22 protein-coding genes are annotated in these 20652 nt (G+C 72.5%); 4 read left to right on the top strand and 18 right to left on the bottom strand.

Annotated features, from left to right (window positions below):
* Positions 1-12: 12 nt before the first annotated feature.
* The 7 genes from FXF65_RS36250 to FXF65_RS36220 form a co-directional block, all read right to left on the bottom strand.
* A complete protein-coding gene (locus tag FXF65_RS36250; protein ID WP_148354592.1) occupies positions 13-1185 on the bottom strand; it encodes an epoxide hydrolase family protein in 1173 nt (390 codons plus the stop codon).
* A 33-nt stretch (positions 1186-1218) separates the two neighbouring features.
* Entirely contained in the window at positions 1219-1830 is a 612-nt protein-coding gene (locus tag FXF65_RS36245) for a hypothetical protein (RefSeq protein WP_148354591.1), read from the bottom strand.
* Positions 1827-2459: a 2OG-Fe(II) oxygenase family protein gene (locus FXF65_RS36240; protein WP_148354590.1), complete on the bottom strand. Its 633-nt coding sequence runs from the start codon at positions 2457-2459 to the stop codon at positions 1827-1829. The genes FXF65_RS36245 and FXF65_RS36240 overlap by 4 nt, the downstream gene beginning before the upstream one ends.
* A gap of 227 nt (positions 2460-2686) precedes the next feature.
* Entirely contained in the window at positions 2687-3184 is a 498-nt protein-coding gene (gene bfr / locus FXF65_RS36235; protein WP_148354589.1) for a bacterioferritin, read from the bottom strand.
* Between the two features lie 408 nt (positions 3185-3592).
* Entirely contained in the window at positions 3593-4267 is a 675-nt protein-coding gene (locus tag FXF65_RS36230; protein ID WP_187412696.1) for a 3-keto-alpha-glucoside-1,2-lyase-like domain-containing protein, read from the bottom strand.
* Positions 4268-4289: 22 nt separating this feature from the next.
* Complete coding sequence (gene wecB, locus FXF65_RS36225) at positions 4290-5477, bottom strand: non-hydrolyzing UDP-N-acetylglucosamine 2-epimerase (protein WP_222868919.1); 1188 nt, start codon at positions 5475-5477, stop codon at positions 4290-4292.
* A 132-nt stretch (positions 5478-5609) separates the two neighbouring features.
* Positions 5610-6857 carry a glycosyltransferase family 2 protein gene (locus FXF65_RS36220; RefSeq protein WP_148354587.1) on the bottom strand — a complete coding sequence of 416 codons (1248 nt, stop codon included), beginning with the start codon at positions 6855-6857 and terminating at the stop codon, positions 5610-5612.
* A gap of 505 nt (positions 6858-7362) precedes the next feature.
* Between FXF65_RS36220 and FXF65_RS36215 the strand changes: the two genes are divergently transcribed.
* Entirely contained in the window at positions 7363-9189 is a 1827-nt protein-coding gene (locus FXF65_RS36215) for a DUF2334 domain-containing protein (RefSeq protein WP_148354586.1), read from the top strand.
* A 30-nt stretch (positions 9190-9219) separates the two neighbouring features.
* Here the strand turns inward: FXF65_RS36215 and FXF65_RS36210 are convergent, their stop codons facing one another.
* The gene (locus FXF65_RS36210) at positions 9220-10263 is read right to left on the bottom strand and encodes a glycoside hydrolase family 113 (protein WP_148354585.1); all 1044 of its coding nucleotides are present in this window, start codon (positions 10261-10263) and stop codon (positions 9220-9222) included.
* Between the two features lie 208 nt (positions 10264-10471).
* On the opposite strand from FXF65_RS36210, the gene FXF65_RS36205 reads away from it, so the two are divergent.
* Positions 10472-11035, top strand: coding sequence for a hypothetical protein (locus tag FXF65_RS36205; protein WP_148354584.1), 564 nt, complete (start codon positions 10472-10474; stop codon positions 11033-11035).
* A 429-nt stretch (positions 11036-11464) separates the two neighbouring features.
* Here the strand turns inward: FXF65_RS36205 and FXF65_RS36200 are convergent, their stop codons facing one another.
* The 5 genes from FXF65_RS36200 to FXF65_RS36180 all read right to left on the bottom strand — a co-directional run bounded on the left by FXF65_RS36200 (position 11465) and on the right by FXF65_RS36180 (position 15788).
* On the bottom strand, positions 11465-12535 hold the full coding sequence (locus FXF65_RS36200) for an NAD(P)-dependent alcohol dehydrogenase (RefSeq protein ID WP_246199342.1): 1071 nt from the start codon (positions 12533-12535) through the stop codon (positions 11465-11467).
* Positions 12536-12600: 65 nt separating this feature from the next.
* Positions 12601-13272: a response regulator gene (locus tag FXF65_RS36195; RefSeq protein ID WP_148354583.1), complete on the bottom strand. Its 672-nt coding sequence runs from the start codon at positions 13270-13272 to the stop codon at positions 12601-12603.
* Entirely contained in the window at positions 13269-14405 is a 1137-nt protein-coding gene (locus FXF65_RS36190; RefSeq protein ID WP_148354582.1) for a sensor histidine kinase, read from the bottom strand. Before FXF65_RS36190 ends, FXF65_RS36195 begins: the two co-directional genes overlap by 4 nt.
* A 47-nt stretch (positions 14406-14452) precedes the next feature.
* Positions 14453-15253: a polyphosphate kinase 2 gene (gene ppk2 / locus FXF65_RS36185; RefSeq protein WP_148354581.1), complete on the bottom strand. Its 801-nt coding sequence runs from the start codon at positions 15251-15253 to the stop codon at positions 14453-14455.
* A gap of 103 nt (positions 15254-15356) precedes the next feature.
* A complete protein-coding gene (locus FXF65_RS36180; protein ID WP_222868918.1) occupies positions 15357-15788 on the bottom strand; it encodes a hypothetical protein in 432 nt (143 codons plus the stop codon).
* 68 nt (positions 15789-15856) lie between these two features.
* Here FXF65_RS36180 and FXF65_RS36175 point away from each other — a divergent pair, with 68 nt between their 5' ends.
* Entirely contained in the window at positions 15857-16924 is a 1068-nt protein-coding gene (locus tag FXF65_RS36175; RefSeq protein WP_148354580.1) for a maleylacetate reductase, read from the top strand.
* A gap of 37 nt (positions 16925-16961) precedes the next feature.
* Here the strand turns inward: FXF65_RS36175 and FXF65_RS36170 are convergent, their stop codons facing one another.
* From FXF65_RS36170 to FXF65_RS36160, 3 genes are all read right to left on the bottom strand, one after another.
* The gene (locus FXF65_RS36170; RefSeq protein ID WP_187412695.1) at positions 16962-17522 is read right to left on the bottom strand and encodes a class IV adenylate cyclase; all 561 of its coding nucleotides are present in this window, start codon (positions 17520-17522) and stop codon (positions 16962-16964) included.
* Between the two features lie 122 nt (positions 17523-17644).
* Positions 17645-18241 (bottom strand): hypothetical protein, encoded by a 597-nt coding sequence (locus tag FXF65_RS36165; protein WP_222868917.1) that lies wholly within the window; start codon positions 18239-18241, stop codon positions 17645-17647.
* A gap of 38 nt (positions 18242-18279) precedes the next feature.
* A complete protein-coding gene (locus FXF65_RS36160) occupies positions 18280-18549 on the bottom strand; it encodes a helix-turn-helix transcriptional regulator (RefSeq protein ID WP_148354578.1) in 270 nt (89 codons plus the stop codon).
* A gap of 88 nt (positions 18550-18637) precedes the next feature.
* Here FXF65_RS36160 and map point away from each other — a divergent pair, with 88 nt between their 5' ends.
* Positions 18638-19408, top strand: coding sequence for a type I methionyl aminopeptidase (gene map / locus FXF65_RS36155; protein WP_148354577.1), 771 nt, complete (start codon positions 18638-18640; stop codon positions 19406-19408).
* Between the two features lie 32 nt (positions 19409-19440).
* On the opposite strand, the gene FXF65_RS36150 is transcribed toward map, so the two are convergent.
* A complete protein-coding gene (locus FXF65_RS36150) occupies positions 19441-19650 on the bottom strand; it encodes a hypothetical protein (RefSeq protein WP_148354576.1) in 210 nt (69 codons plus the stop codon).
* A 74-nt stretch (positions 19651-19724) separates the two neighbouring features.
* A complete protein-coding gene (locus FXF65_RS36145; RefSeq protein WP_246199349.1) occupies positions 19725-20621 on the bottom strand; it encodes a LysR family transcriptional regulator in 897 nt (298 codons plus the stop codon).
* Between the last annotated feature and the right edge of the window lie 31 nt (positions 20622-20652).

Here is a 20652-nt window from a genome sequence, read left to right as displayed (position 1 = left end):
CCCGGATACGCGCTACGCCAGTTCCTTCCGGTAAGGGCGGAAGAATTCGCGGAGTTCCGCGGCGTAGAGCTCAGGTTCCTCGAACGGCGCGAAATGCCCGCCGTGGGCCGGTTCGGTGACGCGCACCAGATTGGTCGTGCGTTCCAGCCAGGCCCGCGGCGGGCGCAGGACGTCGCCCGCGAACAGCGAGAATCCGGACGGGACCTCGACGCGCCGGGCGTGCTGCTCCACCGGGATCGCGGAGTTGGCCTGGTACATGCGCATGGACGAGCCGATCGTCCCGGTGAGCCAGTAGATCATCACGTTCGTGAGGATCTCGTCCTTGGTGAAGCCGTTCTCGACGTCCCCGTCGCAGTCGCCCCACGACCGGAGCTTCTCGACGATCCACGCGGCCAGCCCGGCGGGCGAGTCGGTGAGCCCGAACGCGGCGGTCTGCGGCTTGGTGCGGTGGATCGCGGCGTAGGCGCCCTCCGCCGCGCCCCAGGCCGCCACGTCCGCGAACCAGTCGCGCTCCTCGGGCGTGAGCTCCGCCGGGTCGCCGCCGAACACCGGCAGCCCGCCGTCCGTGCGGTGGACGGCCACCACCCGGTCGGGGTGGTCGAGCGCGAGGTAGCGGCTCACGTGGCTGCCGACGTCCCCGCCCGAGGCGCCGAACCGGCGGTACCCGAGGACGTCCATCAGCTCCGCCCACAGCCCGGCCACCGCGATGGAGTCGAGCGGCGGCCCGGCCGGGCGGTCGGAGTACCCGAACCCGGGCATGTCGGGGACGACCACGTCGAAAGCGTCGGCGGGGTCGGCGCCGTGCGCCCCGGGATCGGTGAGCAGCGAGACGACCTTCGTGTACCGCCAGAACGAGTCCGGCCAGCCGTGCCCGAGGATCAGCGGAAGCACGGGCCCGGACGGCGACGCCGCCCGGGCGTGCACGAAGTGGATCCCGAGCCCTCCGACCCGGACGCGGTACCGGGGGAGCCGGGCGAGCGCCTCCTCCTGCGCCGTCCAGTCGAAGCCGTCCGCCCAGTGGGCGACGAGTTCGCGGAGGTACCCGACGTCGGTGCCGAGCGACCACCCGGCGTTGTCGGGCGCGTCCGGCCAGCGCGTCGCGCGCAGGCGGGCGCGCAGGTCGTCGAGCGCCGCGGGGTCGGTCCGCTGGACGAAGGGCTCGGGTCGCGAGGGCGTGTCCGGCATGGCGCCCACCCTACGCGGGCGACCTCCCGGTGATCACCGGACGGTCGAGGCGACGGCCACCAGCACGTGCTGGCCGCGCGCCACGGGCACGACCGAGGCGGCGAGCCAGCCGGGGACGGCGACGTGCGCGCCGGGCACCGGCCGGACCAGCAGGTGGCGGCCCCACGGGCGGCCCGGCAGCGCGGCCGCCTCGGCGCCGCGCCGGGGGTCGGCGAAGGCGAGCGCGCCGGACTCGGCGTGCGCGGGGGCGGGGCTCGCGTCCAGCACCCACCAGCCGACCAGGTCGGCGGGATGCGCGGCGGCGGATGCCGCGTGGCCGTGCCGCCAGACCCGCACGGCGACGTGCACGCCGCCGACCGGCGGTCCGAAACCGGGCCCGTGGGCGGCGGCGAGCGCGTCGAACGAGGCGTGGAACTGCGCGGCCAGCGCGTCCGGGTCGGTGACGACCTCGCCGGGCGGGACGGACTCGACCGGTGGCCCGTCGGCCGCGATCGCTGACGCGGACGGTGACAGCAGCCCGGCGGGGTCGAGCGTGGCGAACGCGACGGGCGTCCCCCAGTGCTGCCGGACGGCGGTCCCGGCGTCGCCGCAACTGCGCCGGCCGCGGCCGGAGGACGGGACGGGCGCGGGAACGGTGAGCGTCATGACGCCCGGCCCCGGAGATAGGAGATGTTCCAGGCGACGGCGATCCGCGTCCGCGAACCGGTGGCGGCCGCCTCCATCCGGGGCGCCTGCCAGCTCGGGAAGGCGATCATCCGGCCGGGGACGGGGGAGTGGCGGACGACGCCCGGCGAGGCGGGCCGCTCGACGGCCGCCGGACGCGGGTCGAGCAGCCGCAGCCCGGCGTCGCCGTCGTCGCCGTCCACGGACAGCACGCCCGACCAGGCCGAGTCGCGGCGCGCGTCCGGACGCGGCGCGGCGCCGGACCGGTGGACCACCGCCCATGCCTCGGCGTCGTGCTCGCCGACCTCGCCCGCGGCGTCGCCGAGCACGGCGCGGGCGAGCGCCTCCCCGGCGATGCCGATCTGCCGCCGCAGCCAGTCGATCGCGGGGTCGTCCCAGGTCAGCATCGTCCGGGTCGACTCGATCACGCCCGGTGCCAGGCCGGCCCGGCCCGGCGCCCGCGCCGCGTCGAGGACGAGTGTGCGCAGGGCCGGGAGGTGCTCGGCGGCGCCCGCGCAGTCGGCCTGGTAGACGGGCGTCCGCCACATCTCCAGGACCAGCCGGTCGGCGGGCGCCGCGAAAGCGGTGCCCGCGGTGTCGGTGTCGGTCATGGTCGCGCTCCTTTCTCGATGGATCCGCCGCCGGACTCGGCCGATCACGGGCGGCCGGACGGCGGACGGGGCGGTCGCCCGTCCGCCGCCCGGCCGCGGGGGTGGGGTGTCGGTCCGCGCGGCCCGCACCGGTCGGGGAGGAGCGGGCTCGCGCGGGGCCGGGTGGAGGTCAGCTCCGGCGCGCATTCCGCCGCCGAAATGGAGCTTGGTCCACTATTCCGATGCCATTAGACGGGCTCGGTGAAGTCCTCTCCGGGTGCGTCGGTGAGCCGTTGCAGGTAGTTGTGCGCGCCGAGGGAATCGAGAAGGCCGAGTTCGGTCTCCAGATAGTCGACGTGCTCTTCCTCCTCCGCGAGGATCTCCTCGAAGATCCGGGCGGAGGTCACGTCGCCGCGCGAGCGCATCAGTTCGATGCCGGGGCGCAGGCGCGCCACCGTCTCCAGTTCAAGGGCGAGGTCGGCCCTGAGTTGTTCGGGGACGTCCGGCCCGATCCGCAGCGTGTGGATTGTCTGGTAGTTGGGAGCTCCTTCCAGAAACAGGATCCGTTCGGTGAGCCGCTCGGCGTGCTTCAGTTCGTCGAGGGATTCCGAGCGGGTGTGCTTCGCGAGCCTGACGTAGCCCCAGTCCTGCTGCATCTTGGCGTGCAGGAAGAACTGGTGGACGGCCGTGAGTTCAGCGGTGAGCTGCTCGTTGAGCAGCGCGATGATTTCCCTGTCACCTTCCATGACGCACATGCTGGCAGTGCCCTCCGGCGGCTGCCAGCTCGGAATTTTCGAGTTGAATTCCGCTGATCGGCGAATTCGAGGCCCATCCTGCGGCGATCCCGCTCGCCCGGCGGTGCCAGCCGCGACGCGGCGCCGGGCGTTAGGGAAGGACCGGAAGTCCGGCCGTCCAACGCCGTCCAAGGCGATCGGTGGTCAGGGCCGTGAACAGATTGCCGCCGTGACTTCGGCGGCATTCATGTAGCCATTCGGCTACTTAGGCAATACTAATTAAGGCTAGCCTTGCCTAAATGAGGAATAGTTTCCCTGTTGACCGAAGTCGGCCGTCCGGAATCATATGCAGATTCCCCAGGTTGAAATGTGAACGACGGCGGTGAAGCGTCGAACGCCGCCGCCGTCGCCTGGGCGGCTTCAGTGGCGGGCGAGCACGGAGATGTCGCGGAACTCGACTTCCGCGTCCTCGGTGTAAAGGCCGACGGAGCCCCCGGTGTACGGGCGCTCCGCGTCGGTGAAGGCGGTCACGTCCCGGTCGTCCACCCGCACGGTCATGCCCGCGCCGCGTTGGGCGACGGCGACCCGGTACCAGCGGTCGAGCGTGAAGGCGCGCCGCCCGGTCGACAGGAAGCGCTGGCCGCCCGGATAGGCGGGATCGCGCTTGCCCAGCTCCCAGCCGGTCGGTTTCAGGATGAAGTAGTAGAAGTGGCTCGCGTCGGAATAGCCCCACACGACCCAGGCGGCCTCCCACGGATTGGGCTTCCGCTCCCGTAACTGGGCGACCGTGCGCGCGCGCAGCTTGAACTCCATTTCTCCGTAGCGGGCCCGCGAGACGACCAGCCCGGCGTGCGTCTCCGCCGGGTCGGCCGCCCCCATCGGACGCAGCGAGACGACGTCGCCGCGCGCCCCGTTCACGCCGTGGCCGTCGAACACCGACCGCCACGGGCCGTGGTCGGTGCCGTCCCGCCACCGCACGAACCGGTCACCGCCGCCGCAGTCGGGGACGGTCGCCAGGGACGCGGCGGTGACGAGGACGGCCAGCGCGACCAGCGGCGACCACCGGGGCACGGAGCGCTCGGCCGAGGGTGACATGGCTGCCATGATGCGGCACGGCTCAGCCCGACGCCCCGTCCCGCGCCGCGGGTGGCCGGAGGCAGTCACGGACCATCGCCTCGACGATCCGGTCGGCGGCCCGGCCGTCCCCGAACGGGTTGACGGCGCGGGCCATCCGGTCGCGCTCGGATTCGTCGTCCAGCAGCCGGGACGCCGCCGCGAACACCGCTCCGGGGTCGGTTCCGACGAGCCGGGCGACGCCCGCGTCGACCGCCTCCGGCCGCTCGGTGGTGGCGCGCAGCACCAGCACCGGCTTGCCGAGGCTGGGCGCCTCCTCCTGGACGCCGCCCGAGTCGGTGAGGACGAGGTCGCACGCCGCCAGCGTCGCGGTGAAGTCGGGGTAGCCGAGCGGCTCGCAGATCGTGATGCCGGGATGCCCGGACAGGCCGGGCAGGAGGGACTCGCGCACCGCCGGGCTCTTGTGCAGCGGCAGCAGCACCTCGCAGTCGCCCCGGTCGGCGAGCCGCCGGACGGCCCCGGCGATCCCGCGCATCCCGCCGCCCTGGTTCTCGCGGCGGTGCAGCGTCACGAGGATCCGCTTCCCGCCGGTGCGGAACGCGGCCTCGCCCTCGCCCCGGTCGAGCATCCACTGCAGGTTGTCGATGACCGTGTTGCCGGTCGTGAGGACCTGCCCCTCCGGGACGCCCTCGGCGCGCAGGTGCGCGGCGGCGCGCTCGGTCGGCGCGAAGTTCCAGCGCGCGAGGCGGCCGATCAGCCGCCGGTTCAACTCCTCGGGGAACGGGTCGTAGAGGTCGCCGGTGCGCAGCCCCGCCTCGACGTGGGCGACGGGGATCCGCTCGTAGGACGCGGCGAGCGCGCCGCACATCGCGGTGGTCGTGTCGCCCTGCACGACGACCACGTCCGGGCGCTCCTCGCGGATCGTCTCGTCGAGGGCGGTGACGAGCCGCCCGGTGAGCCCGGCCAGCCGCTGCCGGTCCCGCATCACGGCGAGGTCGGTGTGCGCCTTGAGGCCGAGCGCCGTCAGCATCGGCGCGAGCATCTCGCGGTGCTGGCCGCTGCTCACCACGTACGGCTCGCAGGACGGCGAGGCGTCCATGGCGCGGACGACGGGCGCGAGCTTGATCGCCTCGGGCCGGGTGCCGAGCACGACCATGGCGCGCACCGGGGGCTCGGGCACGCCGTCCCACGACTGGTTCCGGACGGGGTCGTGCCGGGGGAGGACAGCCATGTTTCCGCTCCTCGCAAACTGGTGGGCAGACTCGTGGGGCGCGCGGGCCGGACGCGGTGGCGCCGCCCGTCGCGCGGGGGAAGGTGAGGCCGGGTCACGGCCGGGTGCGTGCGGTTCTAGGTACGTGCGGTTCTAGGTGCGAGCGGTCTTGAGCCAGGTGTGCCGGCCCGTGAGGAGGCGGCCGACGGCCCACCACCCGGAGACGAACCAGATGTAGCCGTAGATCACGTAGAGGTGGCCGAGGAACAGCGAGTGCAGCCGGCTCACCGGCTCGCGCCTGCGGTACACGAACGCGTAGGCGGCGGCGAGGCCGAACGTCATGACGTAGAACCAGGGCAGCCACCACACCGACATGAGGCTGTGGCCGGCCTGGACCGAGGCGACGGCGGTGTCGCCGAGCATGAGGGCGAACGAGACCGGCAGCAGCGAGGTGAGCAGCAGCAGCGCCGGGCTCGACAGGTGGTAGAGCAGGTCGGCCGCCGGGCGCGGCGGGATCTCCCGCAGGATCAGCGGCGCCAGCCGCGACGCCTGGATGTGCCCCTGGAACCAGCGGGACCGCTGCCGCAGCAGCAGCCGGAGGTTGAGGACCGCCTGCTGGTGGACGGCCGCCGTGCCGCAGTAGGCGTTCGTCCAGCCGGAGGCGATCAGGCGGACGCCGAGGTCGAGGTCCTCGGTGAGGCAGTCGCTCCAGGGCCGTCCGGTCAGCGAGCGCAGCGCGGCCAGCCGCATGAACTGGCCGTTGCCGCCCATTCCGACGCTGCCGATGTGCCGGCGGGCGCCCTGGAAGATCTCGCCGTAGACGACGAATTCCATGTCCTGCAAGCGGGCGAGAAGGCGGCCGTGCCGGTTGTACATCCGCACGCCCACCTGCACGGCGCCGACTTCCGGATCATTGAAGAAGGGATCGACCTGGGCGGCCGCGTGCCGGTCGAGGCGGCCGTCCGCGTCGACCACGCAAATGACGACGTCGCGCGGATCCTTTCCGGCCAGCAGCTCCGATTCGGCGAGCCAGTCGAGCCCGGCGTTGAGCGCCGCTCCTTTTCCCTTGCGGGCGTCCGGGAACGTGCGGCTGAGTATATGGATTCGGCCGGGATCGGACGCGCCGGCCGCGGCCGCGATACGGGCTGTCTCATCATCTGAGGCGTCGTCGACGACGAGTACGAGAAAGTCGTCCAGCGGAAGGTCGAGGAGACGTGACAGACTCTCACCTATCACCTTTTCCTCGTTCAGGCATGCCAGCATGAAAACATAGGTACGTTCCTTGCCGGGCTCGTCGAGGAGAGGTGTCCGGCGCCGGGACAGGACGAACATCCCGCCGTTGTAGGCGACCGCCAACACGATGATCGCCAGGCTGCCGGCGACCGTGACCTGGTCAATCATGGCGACTCCTGCGGTCGTCCGCGCCGCGTCCCGGCGCCGGCGCGCATCCGCGCGCCGGCCAGGAAAAGACCGAAAGCGGCCACACAGTAAATGCCGAATCCCATTCCGGTTATCTGCAGCAGGGCGCGCGCCACATGCATGACGGGCGTCCGGCCGGGAGGCGCGACGATGCCTGCGAAGACGAGCAGCGAACCTAGAGAAGATTTCATGTACAACGTCGGCGACCCCCCGGTATTCGCAGTCTGACGGGACTGGTCGCACCGCATTCTTCGTAGTCGTCTACGACCGATGCGGGACCCCCCCGTTCCCGTCCCAGACCGGGACGGGCCAACTGTTCCGCAAGAACGGTACCGCGAAGTAAAGTCCTGTCAAAGTCGAGAAGCGGGAAATGCTGTGGATCGGCCGGATCGTGCCACGGCTAGATCAATTAATCAAGACGTGATACGACATTCGACGCGGGGTACCGCACTTTTCACGCTTCGTTAAAGGACGCGGAGGCGGTTCGATGACCATGAATTGGCGCAGCCGAAAAGCGGGGAGACCGCCGGCGGCCGTGCTGGCGATCATGCTGGCGGCGGTGACGGCGCTCGCCGCCCCGGCGGCGACCGCCGCCGCGGCGCCCGGACGGGCCGGGCCGGGCCACGGGCACCGGCACGGCGACGACCTCGCGCTCGGACGCCCGGCGTCCGCGCTCAAGCTCAAGGACTGGGCGAAGACCCAGGCGACGGCCGACCAGCGCAGGAGGAAGGAGCACCCGGCGACCCGTCCGCTCAAGGGGGTCAAGGTCGCGACCGGTACCGCGGTGGCGCCGCGGACGGCCGCCGGGAGCACCTCGGCGCTCGTCCTGTACGACTCGGCCGGGCCGTACGGGTTCCTCGGCGAGCTGTACGGGATGGCCACCGCGAACCTCGCCGGGCACTTCGGCACGGTGACGGCGAAGCCCGTCTCGCAGTACACGGCCGGCGAGGTCGAGCAGCACACGGCCACGGTCTACATCGGCTCGACCTACTACGGCGGCTCGATCCCCGACGCGATCCCGGACGCGTTCTACGCCGACGTCGTCGCCACGGCCAAGCCCGTGGTGTGGATGAACGACAACATCTGGACGCTGGCGGGCAAGGTCGGCGTCCCCGCGTTCACCGCCAAGTACGGCTGGGACCCGACGCAGTCGTTCTTCGGGGTGGGGAACGTGGCGCGGGTCGACTACAAGACCCAGCCGCTGACCCGGACCGTCCCGCAGGCGGCGGACGGCGGCATCCTGCGCCCCTACATCACCGACCCGTCGGCCGTGACCACGCTCGCCCTCGCCCGCGACACGAGCACCACGCCGGAGACCACCTTCCCGTGGGCGGTCAGGTCGTCCAACCTGACCTACCTCGGCGAGATCCCCTACGCCTACACGAAGGAGACCGACCGGATCATCGCCTGGCACGACCTCCTGTTCGACGCCCTCGCCCCCGCCACGGCCACCCGGCACCGTGCCGTCCTGCGGCTGGAGGACATCAACCCCGACAGCGACCCGGCCGAGCTGATGGCCGTCGCGCAGTACCTGAACTCGCAGAACATCCGGTACGCGTTCCAGGTGATCCCCGTCTACACCGACCCGAACGGCGCCTACAACAACGGCGTCCCGGAGACGGTCACGCTGGCGCAGCGTCCCCAGGTCGTGAACGCGCTGAGGTACATGGCCTCGCACGGCGGACGGATCGTGGCGCACGGGTACACCCACCAGTACCGCAGCGCCCAGAACCCCTACACGGGCGCGACCGGTGACGACTTCGAGTTCTTCCGCGCCCACATCGACGGGAGCAACAACGTCGTCCTCGACGGCCCCGTGGCCGAGGACTCGGGGCCCTGGGCGTCCGGGCGGATCATCACCGGGAAGCTGTCCTACGCGCCCGTCGGACTGCCCACCCCGAACATCTGGACCACCCCGCACTACGCCGCGTCCGCCACCGACTACGGCGCGATCAAGCAGAGCTACGCCGCGCGGCTGGAGCGCAGCCTGTACTTCTCGGGCCAGCTCTCCGGCGGGCCCGTCGACGGGCACCGCTACATCGGCCAGTTCTTCCCCTACCCCGTCCGCGACATCGGCGGCGCGACCGTCCTGCCGGAGAACCTCGGGAACTACGAGCCCGATCCCTACAACAACCTCCCGCCGCGCCTGCCCGCCGACATCGTCCGGGCGGCGCAGTACAACCTCGCCGTGCGGGACGGCTTCGCGAGCACCTTCTACCACCCCTACAACGGGACCGGCCCGCTCACCGAGATCGTTGACGGCATCCGGGGCCTCGGCTACACGTTCGTCGACCCGGCGACGCTGATCCCGTAGCGGTCGCGGGTCCTCCGGCGCGCGGGAACGTCAGCGTGGACGCCACCAGCGTCGGAGGACCCGCTCGGCGGGCTTGCCGTGCGGGGAGTACGACAGCCGCCGCGGGGTCTCGGCCGCACCCGGCCAGTCGTCCCACATCCACCAGTGGACGCCCGCCCACCACGGCAGCCCGGCGCAGCTCGCGAGGAGGGCCTCGTAGGCGGCGGCCTGCTCGGCCGAGCCGTCCACGTCGGCGATGTCCCAGGCGAACGGCGCGGTGGTGCTGCCGCGCTGGCTCACGTACCCGGCCTCGGTGAACAGCACCTTCCGCCGGTGCAGCGCCGCGAACCGGCCGACCCGCCGCAGGATCGGCCGCCACGCGCGGCGCAGCGCGGCCGGGTCGGCGGTCGGGCGGCTCGCGAGCGGCCAGTAGGCGTCGATCCCGATCAGGTCGAGGACGTCCCAGAACGCCACGTGCTCGAACTCGTCGTAGTTGGCGGCGTAGACGAGCGTCCCGTGGAACCTCGACCTGACCTGCCGGACGACGTCGAGCCACGGCGCGCGGTCGTTCGACAGCCCGGCGAGCTCCGTCCCGACGGACAGCTCCTCGACGCCGGTCTCGCGGGCCAGGTCGGCGTAGTGGACGATCAGCCGCGTGTAGGCGGCGAACCAGGAGCGGGCGTCGCGCGGCCTGATCTCGGCGCGGTCCTGGTCGCCGGGCAGGTCCACGTGCGGTTTCAGCAGGACGCGCAGCCCGGCCCGGCGGGACAGGCCGATGACGTGCCGCAGGCTCGCGTCGCTCGCCGTCTGGTCGGTCGGGCGCATCGCGGAGTCGCGCGGCGACCGCTGGTACCAGGTCGGGGTGAGCTGGATCCAGGTCGCGCCGGTGGCGGCGACGGCCGCGACGTACGCGCCCGCCCGCGGCCCGCCGTAGTCGTCGGTGCTCCAGGCCGGCAGCGCGATCCCGCGCTGGTGCTGGTCCGGGCTCTGCGGGGGCCGGTCGCCGGACGCCGAGCAGGACGCGGCGGCGGACACGGCGGCGGGCAGGGCGGCGAGCAGGGCCGTCAGGCGGAGGCCGCGGCCGTACGCGTTCATCACTCACGCCATTCCAGCCGAACCGGCCGCGCGGCACGCGCGAATGGCCGTTCTCTTTTGTGGCCGGATTCCGCCAACATCAATTGCTCCCGCCGATCTGGCTATCGGGGACGGTGCAGAGCAATCTGTGAGTGGTGCGCAGCCCGCCGCACACGTTGGATGGGAAGGAAAACGCGGGCAGAGCCGAAGCGGGACGGAGATCTTCGTAATGGCGACGGACGCTGCACTCCCCAGGCGATTCGACATCGGGCTGCGACCCCTCAACCAGCGTTACCACCGGGCCGGGCTCGGCCTGTTCCTCTTCGTCGTCGTGGCGCACTGGGCCGAGCACATCGCGCAGGCCATCCAGATCTGGGGGCTGGGCTGGTCGGTGAAGGAGTCGCGCGGCGTCTTAGGGCTCCCGTTCCCGTGGCTCGTCAAGTCCGAGTGGATGCACTACGGGTACGCGCTCGTGATGCTGATCGGGCTCGTCCTGCTGCGGCCCGGGTTCGTCGGCAGGTCTCGGACCTGGTGGAACGTGGCACTGGTGATCCAGATCTGGCACCACTTCGAGCACCTGCTGCTCCTCCTGCAGGCGAGCACCGGGCACAACATCGCGGGCCGTCCCGTGCCGACGAGCATCATCCAGCTCATCGCCCCGCGCGTCGAGCTCCACCTGTTCTACAACGCGATCGTCTTCGCGCCGATGGTGGTGGCGATGGTCCTGCACCGGCGGCCGAACGACGCCGAGCGCGACCGGATGCGCTGCACCTGCGCCGCCGATTCCCGCTGACAAGGTCCGGAGATGGCCCGCAAGCGCCGTTCTCACGGATTGACCGCCGTCCTGATTCTGGTGGCGCTCTATCTGCTCTATCTGGCCATACCGAATATCGCTCCGGCTGCTCGTGCGGCCCGCGCCGACGGAGCTCCCGGCGTGTTCACGGCGCGTCATTTGGAATGCGTCCGGCATCCGGGGCACCAGAGCTGCACATGGAACGGGGAATTCACGTCCGACGACGGCAGAATTCACCGGGCGGACGTCTCCCTCCAGGGCGGCCCCGACTCGCTGAGCGAGGGCGCGCGGACCGAGGCCGTGGACGTCGGGCGGGCCAGCCGCGTCTACGGCCCGGGCGGCTCCAACGAATGGGTCGTGATCGCGCTCATGATCCTGACGAGCGCGGCGCTCCTCGCGTTCGCCGCCGTCCGGACGGTCGGCCGCCGCTCACGGCACGGTGAGGACGACCTTGCCGCGCGCGTGCCCCCGCTCGACGTAGCCCACGGCCTCGGCGGCGTCGGACAGCGGATGGCCGCGGTCGAGCACCGGGACGAGCCGTCCGGACTCGACGAGCGCGGCGACGGCCAGCAGGTCGTCGCGGCGCAGCAGGGTCGGGACGACGCGCAGCCGCTGCCGGACGAACCGGTCCAGTAGCGCGGCGCCGACCATGGGCCCGATCGCCCCGATCACCTCGTCGGGCGCGCCGCCCGCGTTGATGGCGAGCGTGCCGTCCGGCGTGAGGGCGCGGCGCAGGTGGCGGCGCGACCGGTTGCCCACGTTGTCGAGGATGGCGTCGTAGGGCGGGCGCCCGCGCGTGAAGTCGTCCTCGGTGTAGTCGACGACGTCCGCCGCGCCGATCGAACGCACCAACTCGACGTTTCCGGTGCTGCACACGCCGGTCACCTCGACGTCCGCGGCCGCGGCGATCTGCACGGCGCAGGTGCCGATCCCCCCGGCGGCGCCGTTGACGAGCAGCCGCTGCCCGGCGCGCGCCTCCGCCACGTCCTGGACGGCCCGCAGCGCGGTCGTCGCCGCGAGGGGCAGCGCCGCCGCCTCCTCGAACGACAGGCCCGCCGGCTTGGGCGCGAGCTGGTCGGCCTTGGTGCGCGCGTACTCGGCGAACGCGCCGGGGCAGAAGCCGAACACCTCGTCGCCCGGCCGCAACCCGCGCACGTTCGCGCCGACCCGCTCGACCCGTCCGGCCGCGTCCAGTCCGGCGATCCGCTCCTTCGGCCTGGTCAGGCCGAGACCGCCCGGCATCAGCCGCGCGACGTAGGGGCTGCCGCGCAGGATGTGCCAGTCGTAGGGGTTCACCCCGGCGGCGTGCACCCGGACGAGCACGTCGTCCGGCCCCACTTCGGGTGTCTCGATCTCCATGGCCCGCAGCGTCTCCGGTGCGCCGAACCCGTCCTGGACGATCGCCTTCATCACGCGCCTGCCCTCCCGCCCGCGCCGCGACCCGGCGGCGCTCCGGTCTGCCCTTGCCTCGATCCTGGCGGGGGAGGCGGCGCGGCTCATCGGGAGAACGTCCACGGGCGGGCCGTCCATTGGTCTGAGCGGAGCGCCGTACTTTCGGCGGGCGCTCAGGAGCCCGGGCGGTTCCGCACCCGGCTCGTCTCGTACGCCCAGATCGCGATCTCGACGCGGTTCCGGGCGCCGAGCTTCCCCATCAGGCTGGTGATGTGGGTCTTCACGGTGCTCAGGGTGATGTGCAGCTCGCGGGCGATCTCGTTGTTCGTGTGCCCCCGGGCGACGGCGAGGAGGATCTCCTCCTCGCGGTCCGTCAGCGCGTCGACGGGCTGGGCGGGCGGACCGGCGGGCGGGCCGGTCGCGGCGAAGGCGTCCAGCAGCCGCGCGGTGACGCTCGGCGCGATCAGCGCGTCGCCGCCCGCCGCCGCGTGCACGGCCTGGGACAGCAGCGCCGACCCCGCGTCCTTCAGCAGGAAGCCCCGCGCGCCCGCCTTGAGGGCGGCGTACACGTAGTCGTCCAGGTCGAAGGTCGTGATGACGACGACGGCGAGCGGGTCCGGAACGGACGGCCCGGCGAGCGCGCGGGTCGCCTCGATGCCGTCCAGGACGGGCATGCGGATGTCGAACAGGCACACGTCGGGCCGCAGCCGCCGCGCCAGTTCGACGGCCCGCCGCCCGTCGGCCGCCTCGGCGGCGACCTCGATGTCCGGCTGCGCGTTGAGCAGCATCCGCAGCCCGGTGCGGACGATCTCCTGGTCGTCGGCGAGGACGACCCGGATGGTCACCGCGCCCACCCGGCGCGCGGCAGGACGGCCGTGACCGTCCACCCGCGGTCGGGGTCCGGGCCCGCCTCGCAGGTGCCGCCGAGCAGGCCCGCGCGCTCGCGCATCCCGGCGAGCCCGTAGCCCGCCGCGTCCGCCGGACGGGGCCCGGCGGGCTCGCCGTCGTCGCGGACCCGCAGCCGGACCGCCGTGTCGTCGGCCGCGACGCTGACCTCGATCCGGGTGGCGCGGCGGGCGTGCCGCCGCGCGTTCGTCACCGACTCCTGCGCGAGCCGGTACACCACGGCCGCGACCGGCGGCGGCACCTCGCCGAGGTCGCCGGACATCCGCACCTCCACGGCCGGGCCCGACTCGGCCGCGCTCGCCAGCGCCGCGACGTCCCCGACGCGCTGCCCGGCCGCCTCCGGCGGGCCGTCCGCGCGCAGGACGCGGACGATCGCCCGCATCTCGGTGAGCGTCCGCGACGCCTCGGTCTCGATCACGCGGAGCGCGTCGGTCGCGGCGTCCGGGTCGGCGGCGGCGGTCGCGAGGCCCGCCTGCGCGCGGATCGCGATCGCCGACACGTGGTGGGCGACGGTGTCGTGCAGGTCGCGGGCCAGGCGTTCGCGTTCGAGCAGTTTCGCCTGCTCCAGTTCGCGCTGCCGCGCCCGCGCCCGGTAGCGCAGCGCCCCGCCCGCCGCCATCGCCGCGGACAGGATCGCGAACGCGCCGAAGGCGTCCGCGCCGCCCATGCCGTCGAACGCGACCGACAGGACGACCTTGGCGTAGGCGATCGCCGCGCCCGCGACGGCCTCGCGTCCGGACCCCCAGCGGACCAGCGCGTAGGCGAGGAACAGCACGAACGCCATCGCGTTCAGGGCCGGCGCCTCGCCTGTCGTCAGCAGTCCCGCGAGGCCGCACGCGCCGAACGCGATCGCGACCATGAGCAGCGGGTTCGTCCGCCGCCAGAGGAGGGTGGGCAGCAGCGCGACGGTAAGGACGACCGACGCCGTCCGCCAGGGGAGGTCCGGGCGCAGCGCGCCCTCCAGGACGGCGGCCGGGGCGAGCACCGCGACCAGCGCCCAGTCCCGCCACCCGCGCGGCGGCGGGCCGGGGGGACGGGGCTCCTCGCGCACGGAACGCAGAAGGGACGACACGGGCTAATCGTACGAGCGGCGGCGGCTCCCGTCCCGCCCCCGGCGGGTCATTCCAGGGCCGCGGAATGGTCGGGGACGTAGGTCTGCATGTCGCGCGGCGGCCGCTCGTAGCCCTTCGCGGGCGGACGGTCGGGCAGCTCCAACGGCTGGGGCTTCACCGCGTGGTAGGGAATGGTCGACAGCAGATGGGCGATCATGTTGATCCGAGCCCGCCTTTTGTCCTCGCTCTCAACGACGTACCAGGGCGCCTCGGGAATGTCGGTGTGGACGAACATCTCGTCCTTGGCGCGCGAATAGTCCTCCCAGCGGGTGATGGACTCCAGATCCATCGGCGACAGCTTCCACCGCCGCATGGGGTCGTCGAGACGGCTGCGGAAACGGCGCTCCTGCTCCTCGTCGCTCACCGAGAACCAGTACTTGCGCAGCAGGATGCCGTCCTCGACCAGCAGCCGCTCGAAGATCGGGCACTGGTGGAGGAAGCGCGTGTACTCCTGCTGGGTGCAGAAACCCATGACGCGCTCGACGCCCGCCCGGTTGTACCAGGAACGGTCGAAAAGGACGATCTCCCCGGCCGCCGGAAGGTGCTCCACATACCGCTGGAAATACCACTGCGTGCGCTCGCGGTCAGAGGGCACGGGCAGCGCCGCGATCCGGGCGACGCGCGGATTGAGGTACTCGGTGACCCGCTTGATCGTGCTGCCTTTTCCGGCGGCGTCGCGTCCCTCGAAGACCACGACGACGCGCGCGCCCTCCTTGCGCACCCACTCCTGCAACTTCACCAGCTCCGCCTGGAGCCGCGCCAGCTCCGGCTCGTACACGTTCCGCGGCAGCCGCTTCACCTTGCTCATGGGACGTCCTCACGGTTCACGGCGTCAGTGCCTCCGGCCGGCGATGATGGTGTCCAGATTGGCCTGGGTCGCCGCCAGTTCCTCGATCGCCGCGCCGATGCGGTCACGGTGCTTCACCAACTCGTCGACCAGCTACTGGTGCATAGCATCGGACGTCCTCAACCCCGCTGATCGCGTTCCCGTCGACGTCCGAAGGGTCGCGCTGGCAGCGCGCCGCCAGTTCTTCGACGAGGGTGCGCGCTTCGTCGCTGACGACGCCGAAGCGCCGCGACAGGTGCCCGACGCACAACGCCGAGAGCCCGAGCAGAGGATGTCCGGGCGGGAGGCCATTGCCGATTCGCAGGCACCATCGCTCGACGTACTCCCGGTCGTCGCACCTCAGCGCGAGTCCCACGAGCCAGTCGGCCGCCTCGCTTTTCACCTCGTCCGCGACGTGCGGCTTTGAGCCCGGCGGTCGGGTCCCGGCCTGTGCCAGAAGGGCGTCGAAGGCGCGGTCGGCCTCGGCGTGCCATTCCTTCTCCTCGTCCGACTCCACAGGATGAATTATGAGGCCCGTACTGTGGGCCGGGTGAAGGGCTTCGGGCCCGATCAGGAAGGGTGACCATGCTCCAGACCTCCTTCTCCTACGACGCGCTGCCGATGCGGGTGCGGTTCGGGTCCGGTGTCGTCGGGGCCCTGCCCGAGGAGGTCGCCCGGTTGGGGCTGCGGCGCGTGCTCGTGCTGTGCTCGCCCCGGCGGCGGGAGCTGGGGGAGTCGGTTTCGGACGCGCTGGGCGAGCGGTCGGCGGGAGTGCTGGCCGAGGCGCGCATGCACGTGCCGGTGGAGGTGGCCCGGCGCGCCCGCGACCGCGCCGCCGAGTTGGGCGCGGACGGCTGCGTGGCGGTCGGCGGCGGGTCGGCCGTCGGGCTCGGGAAGGCCATCGCGCTCGAACACGGGCTGCCGGTGGTCGCCGTCCCGACGACGTACTCGGGCTCGGAGATGACTCCCACCTGGGGCCTCACCGAGAACGGGCGCAAGCGGACCGGGAAGGACATGCGGGTGCTGCCCGCCGCCGTCCTCTACGACCCGGACCTCACCCTCGCCCTGCCCGCCGCCGTGTCCGTGACCAGCGGGTTCAACGCGGTCGCGCACGCGGTCGAGGCGCTGTACGCGCCCGACCGGTCGCCGATCGTGTCGCTGATGGCGGGGGAGGGCGTGCGCGCGATGACCGGGGCGCTCCCCGCCGTGCGCGCCGACGGCGGCGACCGCGACGCCCGCGCGGCGGCGCTGTACGCGGCGTGGATGTGCGGCGCGGTCCTCGGCGTGACGACCATGGGCCTGCACCACAAGCTGTGCCACGCCCTCGGCGGGACGCTCGACCTCCCGCACGCCGAGACCCACACCGTGGTGCTGCCCCACGCGCTCGCCTACAACGCGGCGTCCGCGGCTGGGGCGGTTGAGGCTCTGGCGCGAGCGCTGGACGCGGACGACCCCGCCCGCCGCCTTTGGGATCTTGCGGGTTCTCTGGACACGCCGCGATCGCTCCGGTCGCTCGGCATGAATGAAGGCGACATCGACGCCATCTGCGAACAGGTCGTCAGTGCCGACTTCGTGAATCCCGCGCCCGTGACTCGCGACGGAGTGACGCGCCTGCTCCGCGCCGCCTGGAGCGGAGAGCCCCCGCGAGGCTGAAGCTCAGCCGCCCCGGCATCGCAGCGGTGAGGCGGTTTCAGTGGTCGCGGCCGAGCAGCATGTGCGGGTAGCCCCGGTGAATCCGCTCGCCGAGCGGGACGCCGAGTTCGCCGACGAACTCGGTCAGCTCCGCGATGGCGGCGGGGACGGTCTCGGCGTCGCCCTTGAACTCAAACTCGACGAAACTGCCGAGGTCGGCGAGGGTGTCGAAGGCGACCACGATTCGGCCGCCGGGGAGCGTCCATTCCTCGCGTACTTTGTCGACGTTGACCATCTGGGTGAAGTCCAAGGCCCGCAGCGTGCGGCGGACCGCTTCGGCGTCGGTGACGTCGCTCTCGTACTCGTCGCAGTGGGTGGCCAGGCCGTCGTCGTCCAGGTGCCATTTCTTGAAGTTGAGGGACGCGCCGCCGTCCGTCCGGCGGATGCGCAGCCATTCGGTGACGACGGGCCGTTCGAGGAGGTCGCGGTGCGGGGCGTTGTAATAGGTGTCGACCTGCCGGACGGCGGGCCCCGGTTCGCCGCCGCGTCGGGCGAGGACGGCCCGCAGCGGCGCGGGGTCGTCGACCAGGTATTTGTGCTCGATCTCGACGTATTCCACGAGGGACCTCCCGCTGCCGGACGGCCGACGCGAGGGGGACGCGCCGGCCGTTCCCAGCCTTGCCCAGCGGGCCGCCGCGAGGTGCCGCGTCGGCGGATGGTGAGGACGATGTCACCCCGGGCTCAGAGCCCGAGCGCCCGCGTCACCCGCTCGGCCGACTCGTCTTCGTCCATCGCGGTGTCGATCTCGATGACGGCAAGTCCGAGCCGCTTCGCCTCCGCGGACAGGAGATCGGTGAACATCCGGTCGCGTTCGAGGAGGTTGCGCCGGGCCCGTCCGGGATCGCCGGTCTTGCTCGGCATGTCCCAGCCGCGTCCGTCGAACGCGGCCAGGCGGAATTCCGGCGTCGGGAGGAGCCAGACCGCGTGACCGGGATCGGCGAGCAGCGGTTCGACGAGACGGGGCAGCAGCCGGAATCCCTCAACGACCACACCGGTGTCCGCCGGAAGGCGCAGCAGGTCTTCGATGATCAGGCCGAAGCCCTCGCCCCGGAACCAATGAAAGGTGTCGAGCATCGTTTCGGGAGAACGGTTCACCCACCGTTCGTCCATGCTCATGGCCTTGAAGGCGTTCAGGTGAGGAGCGTCGTCCGGCGTGCTGCGGGCGGCGTGGTCCGGCATCGCGTCGTCGGTCGAATACACGCGCAACGAGTGCCGGGACGCGATGCGCCGCGCGACGGTCGATTTGCCCGCGCCGCTGCCGCCGCCGATCCAGCGCACGTGCCGCAGCCGTGCCCGCAGCGCCGCGGCGTCGGCGGTCAGGAGGCCGCTTCCAGGGGCAGGCCGCTGCCGCGCCAGGCGGCCGCGAGCTCCTGCACCGGCAGGCCGAGCGCCTCGCCGAGGCGGACGATCGTGCCGAACCCCGGGGACGGCAGCCGACCGGTCTCGATCTTGCGCAGCGTCTCCGGCGAGATCCCGGCCGCCCGCGCGACCTCCGCGAGGTCGCGTCCGGCCCGCGCGTCGCGTAGCAGGGCGCCGAGTCGCCTGCCGGCCTCGATCTGTTCGGGCGTGAGCGGTTGCCGGACCATGCGCCCAGGGTAGGACTGGTATTTCTATACCGTCAAGCACTAGAGTGCCGGTATAGAAATACCGGCACCACATGTACGGTAGGTACTCGTGATCGAACTGAAGACGCCCGCGGAGATCGAGCGCATGCACGTGGCCGGGCGTTTCGTGGCGGAGGTGCTCACCGAGGTCTCCGGGCTCGCCGCGGTCGGCGTCAACCTCCTCGACCTGGAGCACCACGCCCGCGCCATGCTCAAGCGGCGCGGCGCCGAGTCGTGCTACTGGGACTACGCGCCGTCCTTCGGCAACGGCCCGTTCCGCAACGTCATCTGCCTGTCGGTGAACGACGCCGTCCTGCACGGGCTGCCCCACGACTACGTCCTTCGGGACGGGGACGTCCTCAGCGCGGACATCGCGGTCGGCATCGACGGCTGGGTGGCCGACTCGGCGTGCACGGTCGTCGTCGGGACAGCCGCCGAGGAGGATCTGCGGCTCATCCGCGCCACCGAGGAGGCGCTGGAGGCGGCGATCGAGACGGCGCGGCCCGGCAACCGGGTGGGCGACATCTCGGCGGCGATCTGGGCGGTCGCCAGCGACTACGGCTATCCGGTCAACGACGAGTTCGGCGGGCACGGGCTCGGCCGCACCATGCACGAGGCGCCGCACGTGTCGAACAAGGGCAAGGCGGGGCGCGGCCTGAAGCTCCGCCCCGGCCTGACCCTGGCGCTCGAACCCTGGTTCGCCCGTACGACCGACCGGATCGTCTACGACCCCGATGGCTGGACGATCCGGTCGGCCGACGGGTCGCGCACAGCGCACTCCGAGCACACGGTGGCCGTCACCGAGGACGGCCCCCTGGTGCTCACCCGCCGCACCCGCTGATCGACCGGGGACTTCCGACGGCGCCGCCGGTGTCAGGTCTTGCCGACGCCCATGGCGGTGCCGTCCCCGGCGAGAATGACGATGTGGTGCCCGGTGGCGTGGCCGCCCGAGAAGGCGGTCGCCGCGCCGAACCCGAGGAACGCGGCCAGCAGCGCTGCCAGCAGGGCCGCCGCCGTCAACCGCGTCCGGCTGCCTCGCGGCAGGTGTTCCAGGGGCGCCGTCGTGCCTTCGATCACGCGCATCGCGATACTCCCGTGTTCGGCGTTCTGGCCGTCCACCGGTAGATAGGCACGAGGGTTACAGAGGCCCGGCGGCGTCAGCCCCAGCGGGTGAGGTCGGCGGTCGCGGCGAGGTCGGCGGCGACGTCGAGCAGGTTGCGGCGCACCGGTCCGTCGCGGTCGGGCAACCAGGCGACGACGGTGTCCGCCCGGTCCCCGGCCAGCGGGACGAACACCACGCCGCCGCGCCGGATGCTGTTCGCGGAGCGGGCGAGCCGCGTCACGCCCACGCCCGCGGCGACGAGCCCGAGCAGGTTCGCCGCCCCGTCCGCCCGCTGGACGACGCGGGGCGTGAACCCGGCGGCGGCGAAGTCCCGGTCGTACTTGTCGTGCCAGGGCGGCCACGACCCGCGCCGCGAGAGGACCCAGTCCTCGTCGGCCAGGTCGGCGAGGCGGAGTTCGGCGCGTCCGGCGAGGGGGTGCCCGGCGGGCAGGACGGCGCAGACCGGTTCCGTGGTGAGCACGCGCGTGGCGAGGTCGGGGACGAGCGGCGGACGGGTGAACCCCGCGTCGAACCGGCCGTCCCGCAGCCCGGCGACCAGCTCGTCGATCGGCACGTTGTGCGTGGTGAGTTCGAGGTCGGGGAATCGCTCCCGCAGCGCCTTGACGACGGGCGGCAGCATGTAGTTCGCGGTGGACGTGAGGAACGCCAGGTCGAGGCGCCCGATCTCGCCGCGCCCGGCGCGCCGCGCGACGGAGGCCGCGGCGTCGGCGCGGGCGAGGACGGCGCGGGCCTCCGGCAGGAACACGCGGCCCGCGTCCGTGAGGCGGGTGCCGCGCGTGTCGCGGTCGAACAGCCGCACGCCGAGGTCGCGTTCGAGCGCGCCGATCTGCTGGGACAGCGACTGCTGGGCGAGGTGGAGGTGCTTCGCGGCCCGGCCGAAGCCGAGGTGCTCCGCGACGGCGACGAAGTACCGCAGTTGACGCAGCTCCATGCTCACAGGACCCGACTGTAACCGCCGGAGG

The sequence above is a fragment of the Actinomadura syzygii genome (assembly GCF_008085905.1).
In the GTDB taxonomy this organism is placed as follows: Bacteria; Actinomycetota; Actinomycetes; order Streptosporangiales; family Streptosporangiaceae; genus Spirillospora; species Spirillospora syzygii.
The sequence above is the reverse complement of the archived record's forward strand: the minus strand, read 5'-3'. Positions and strand labels throughout refer to the sequence as shown.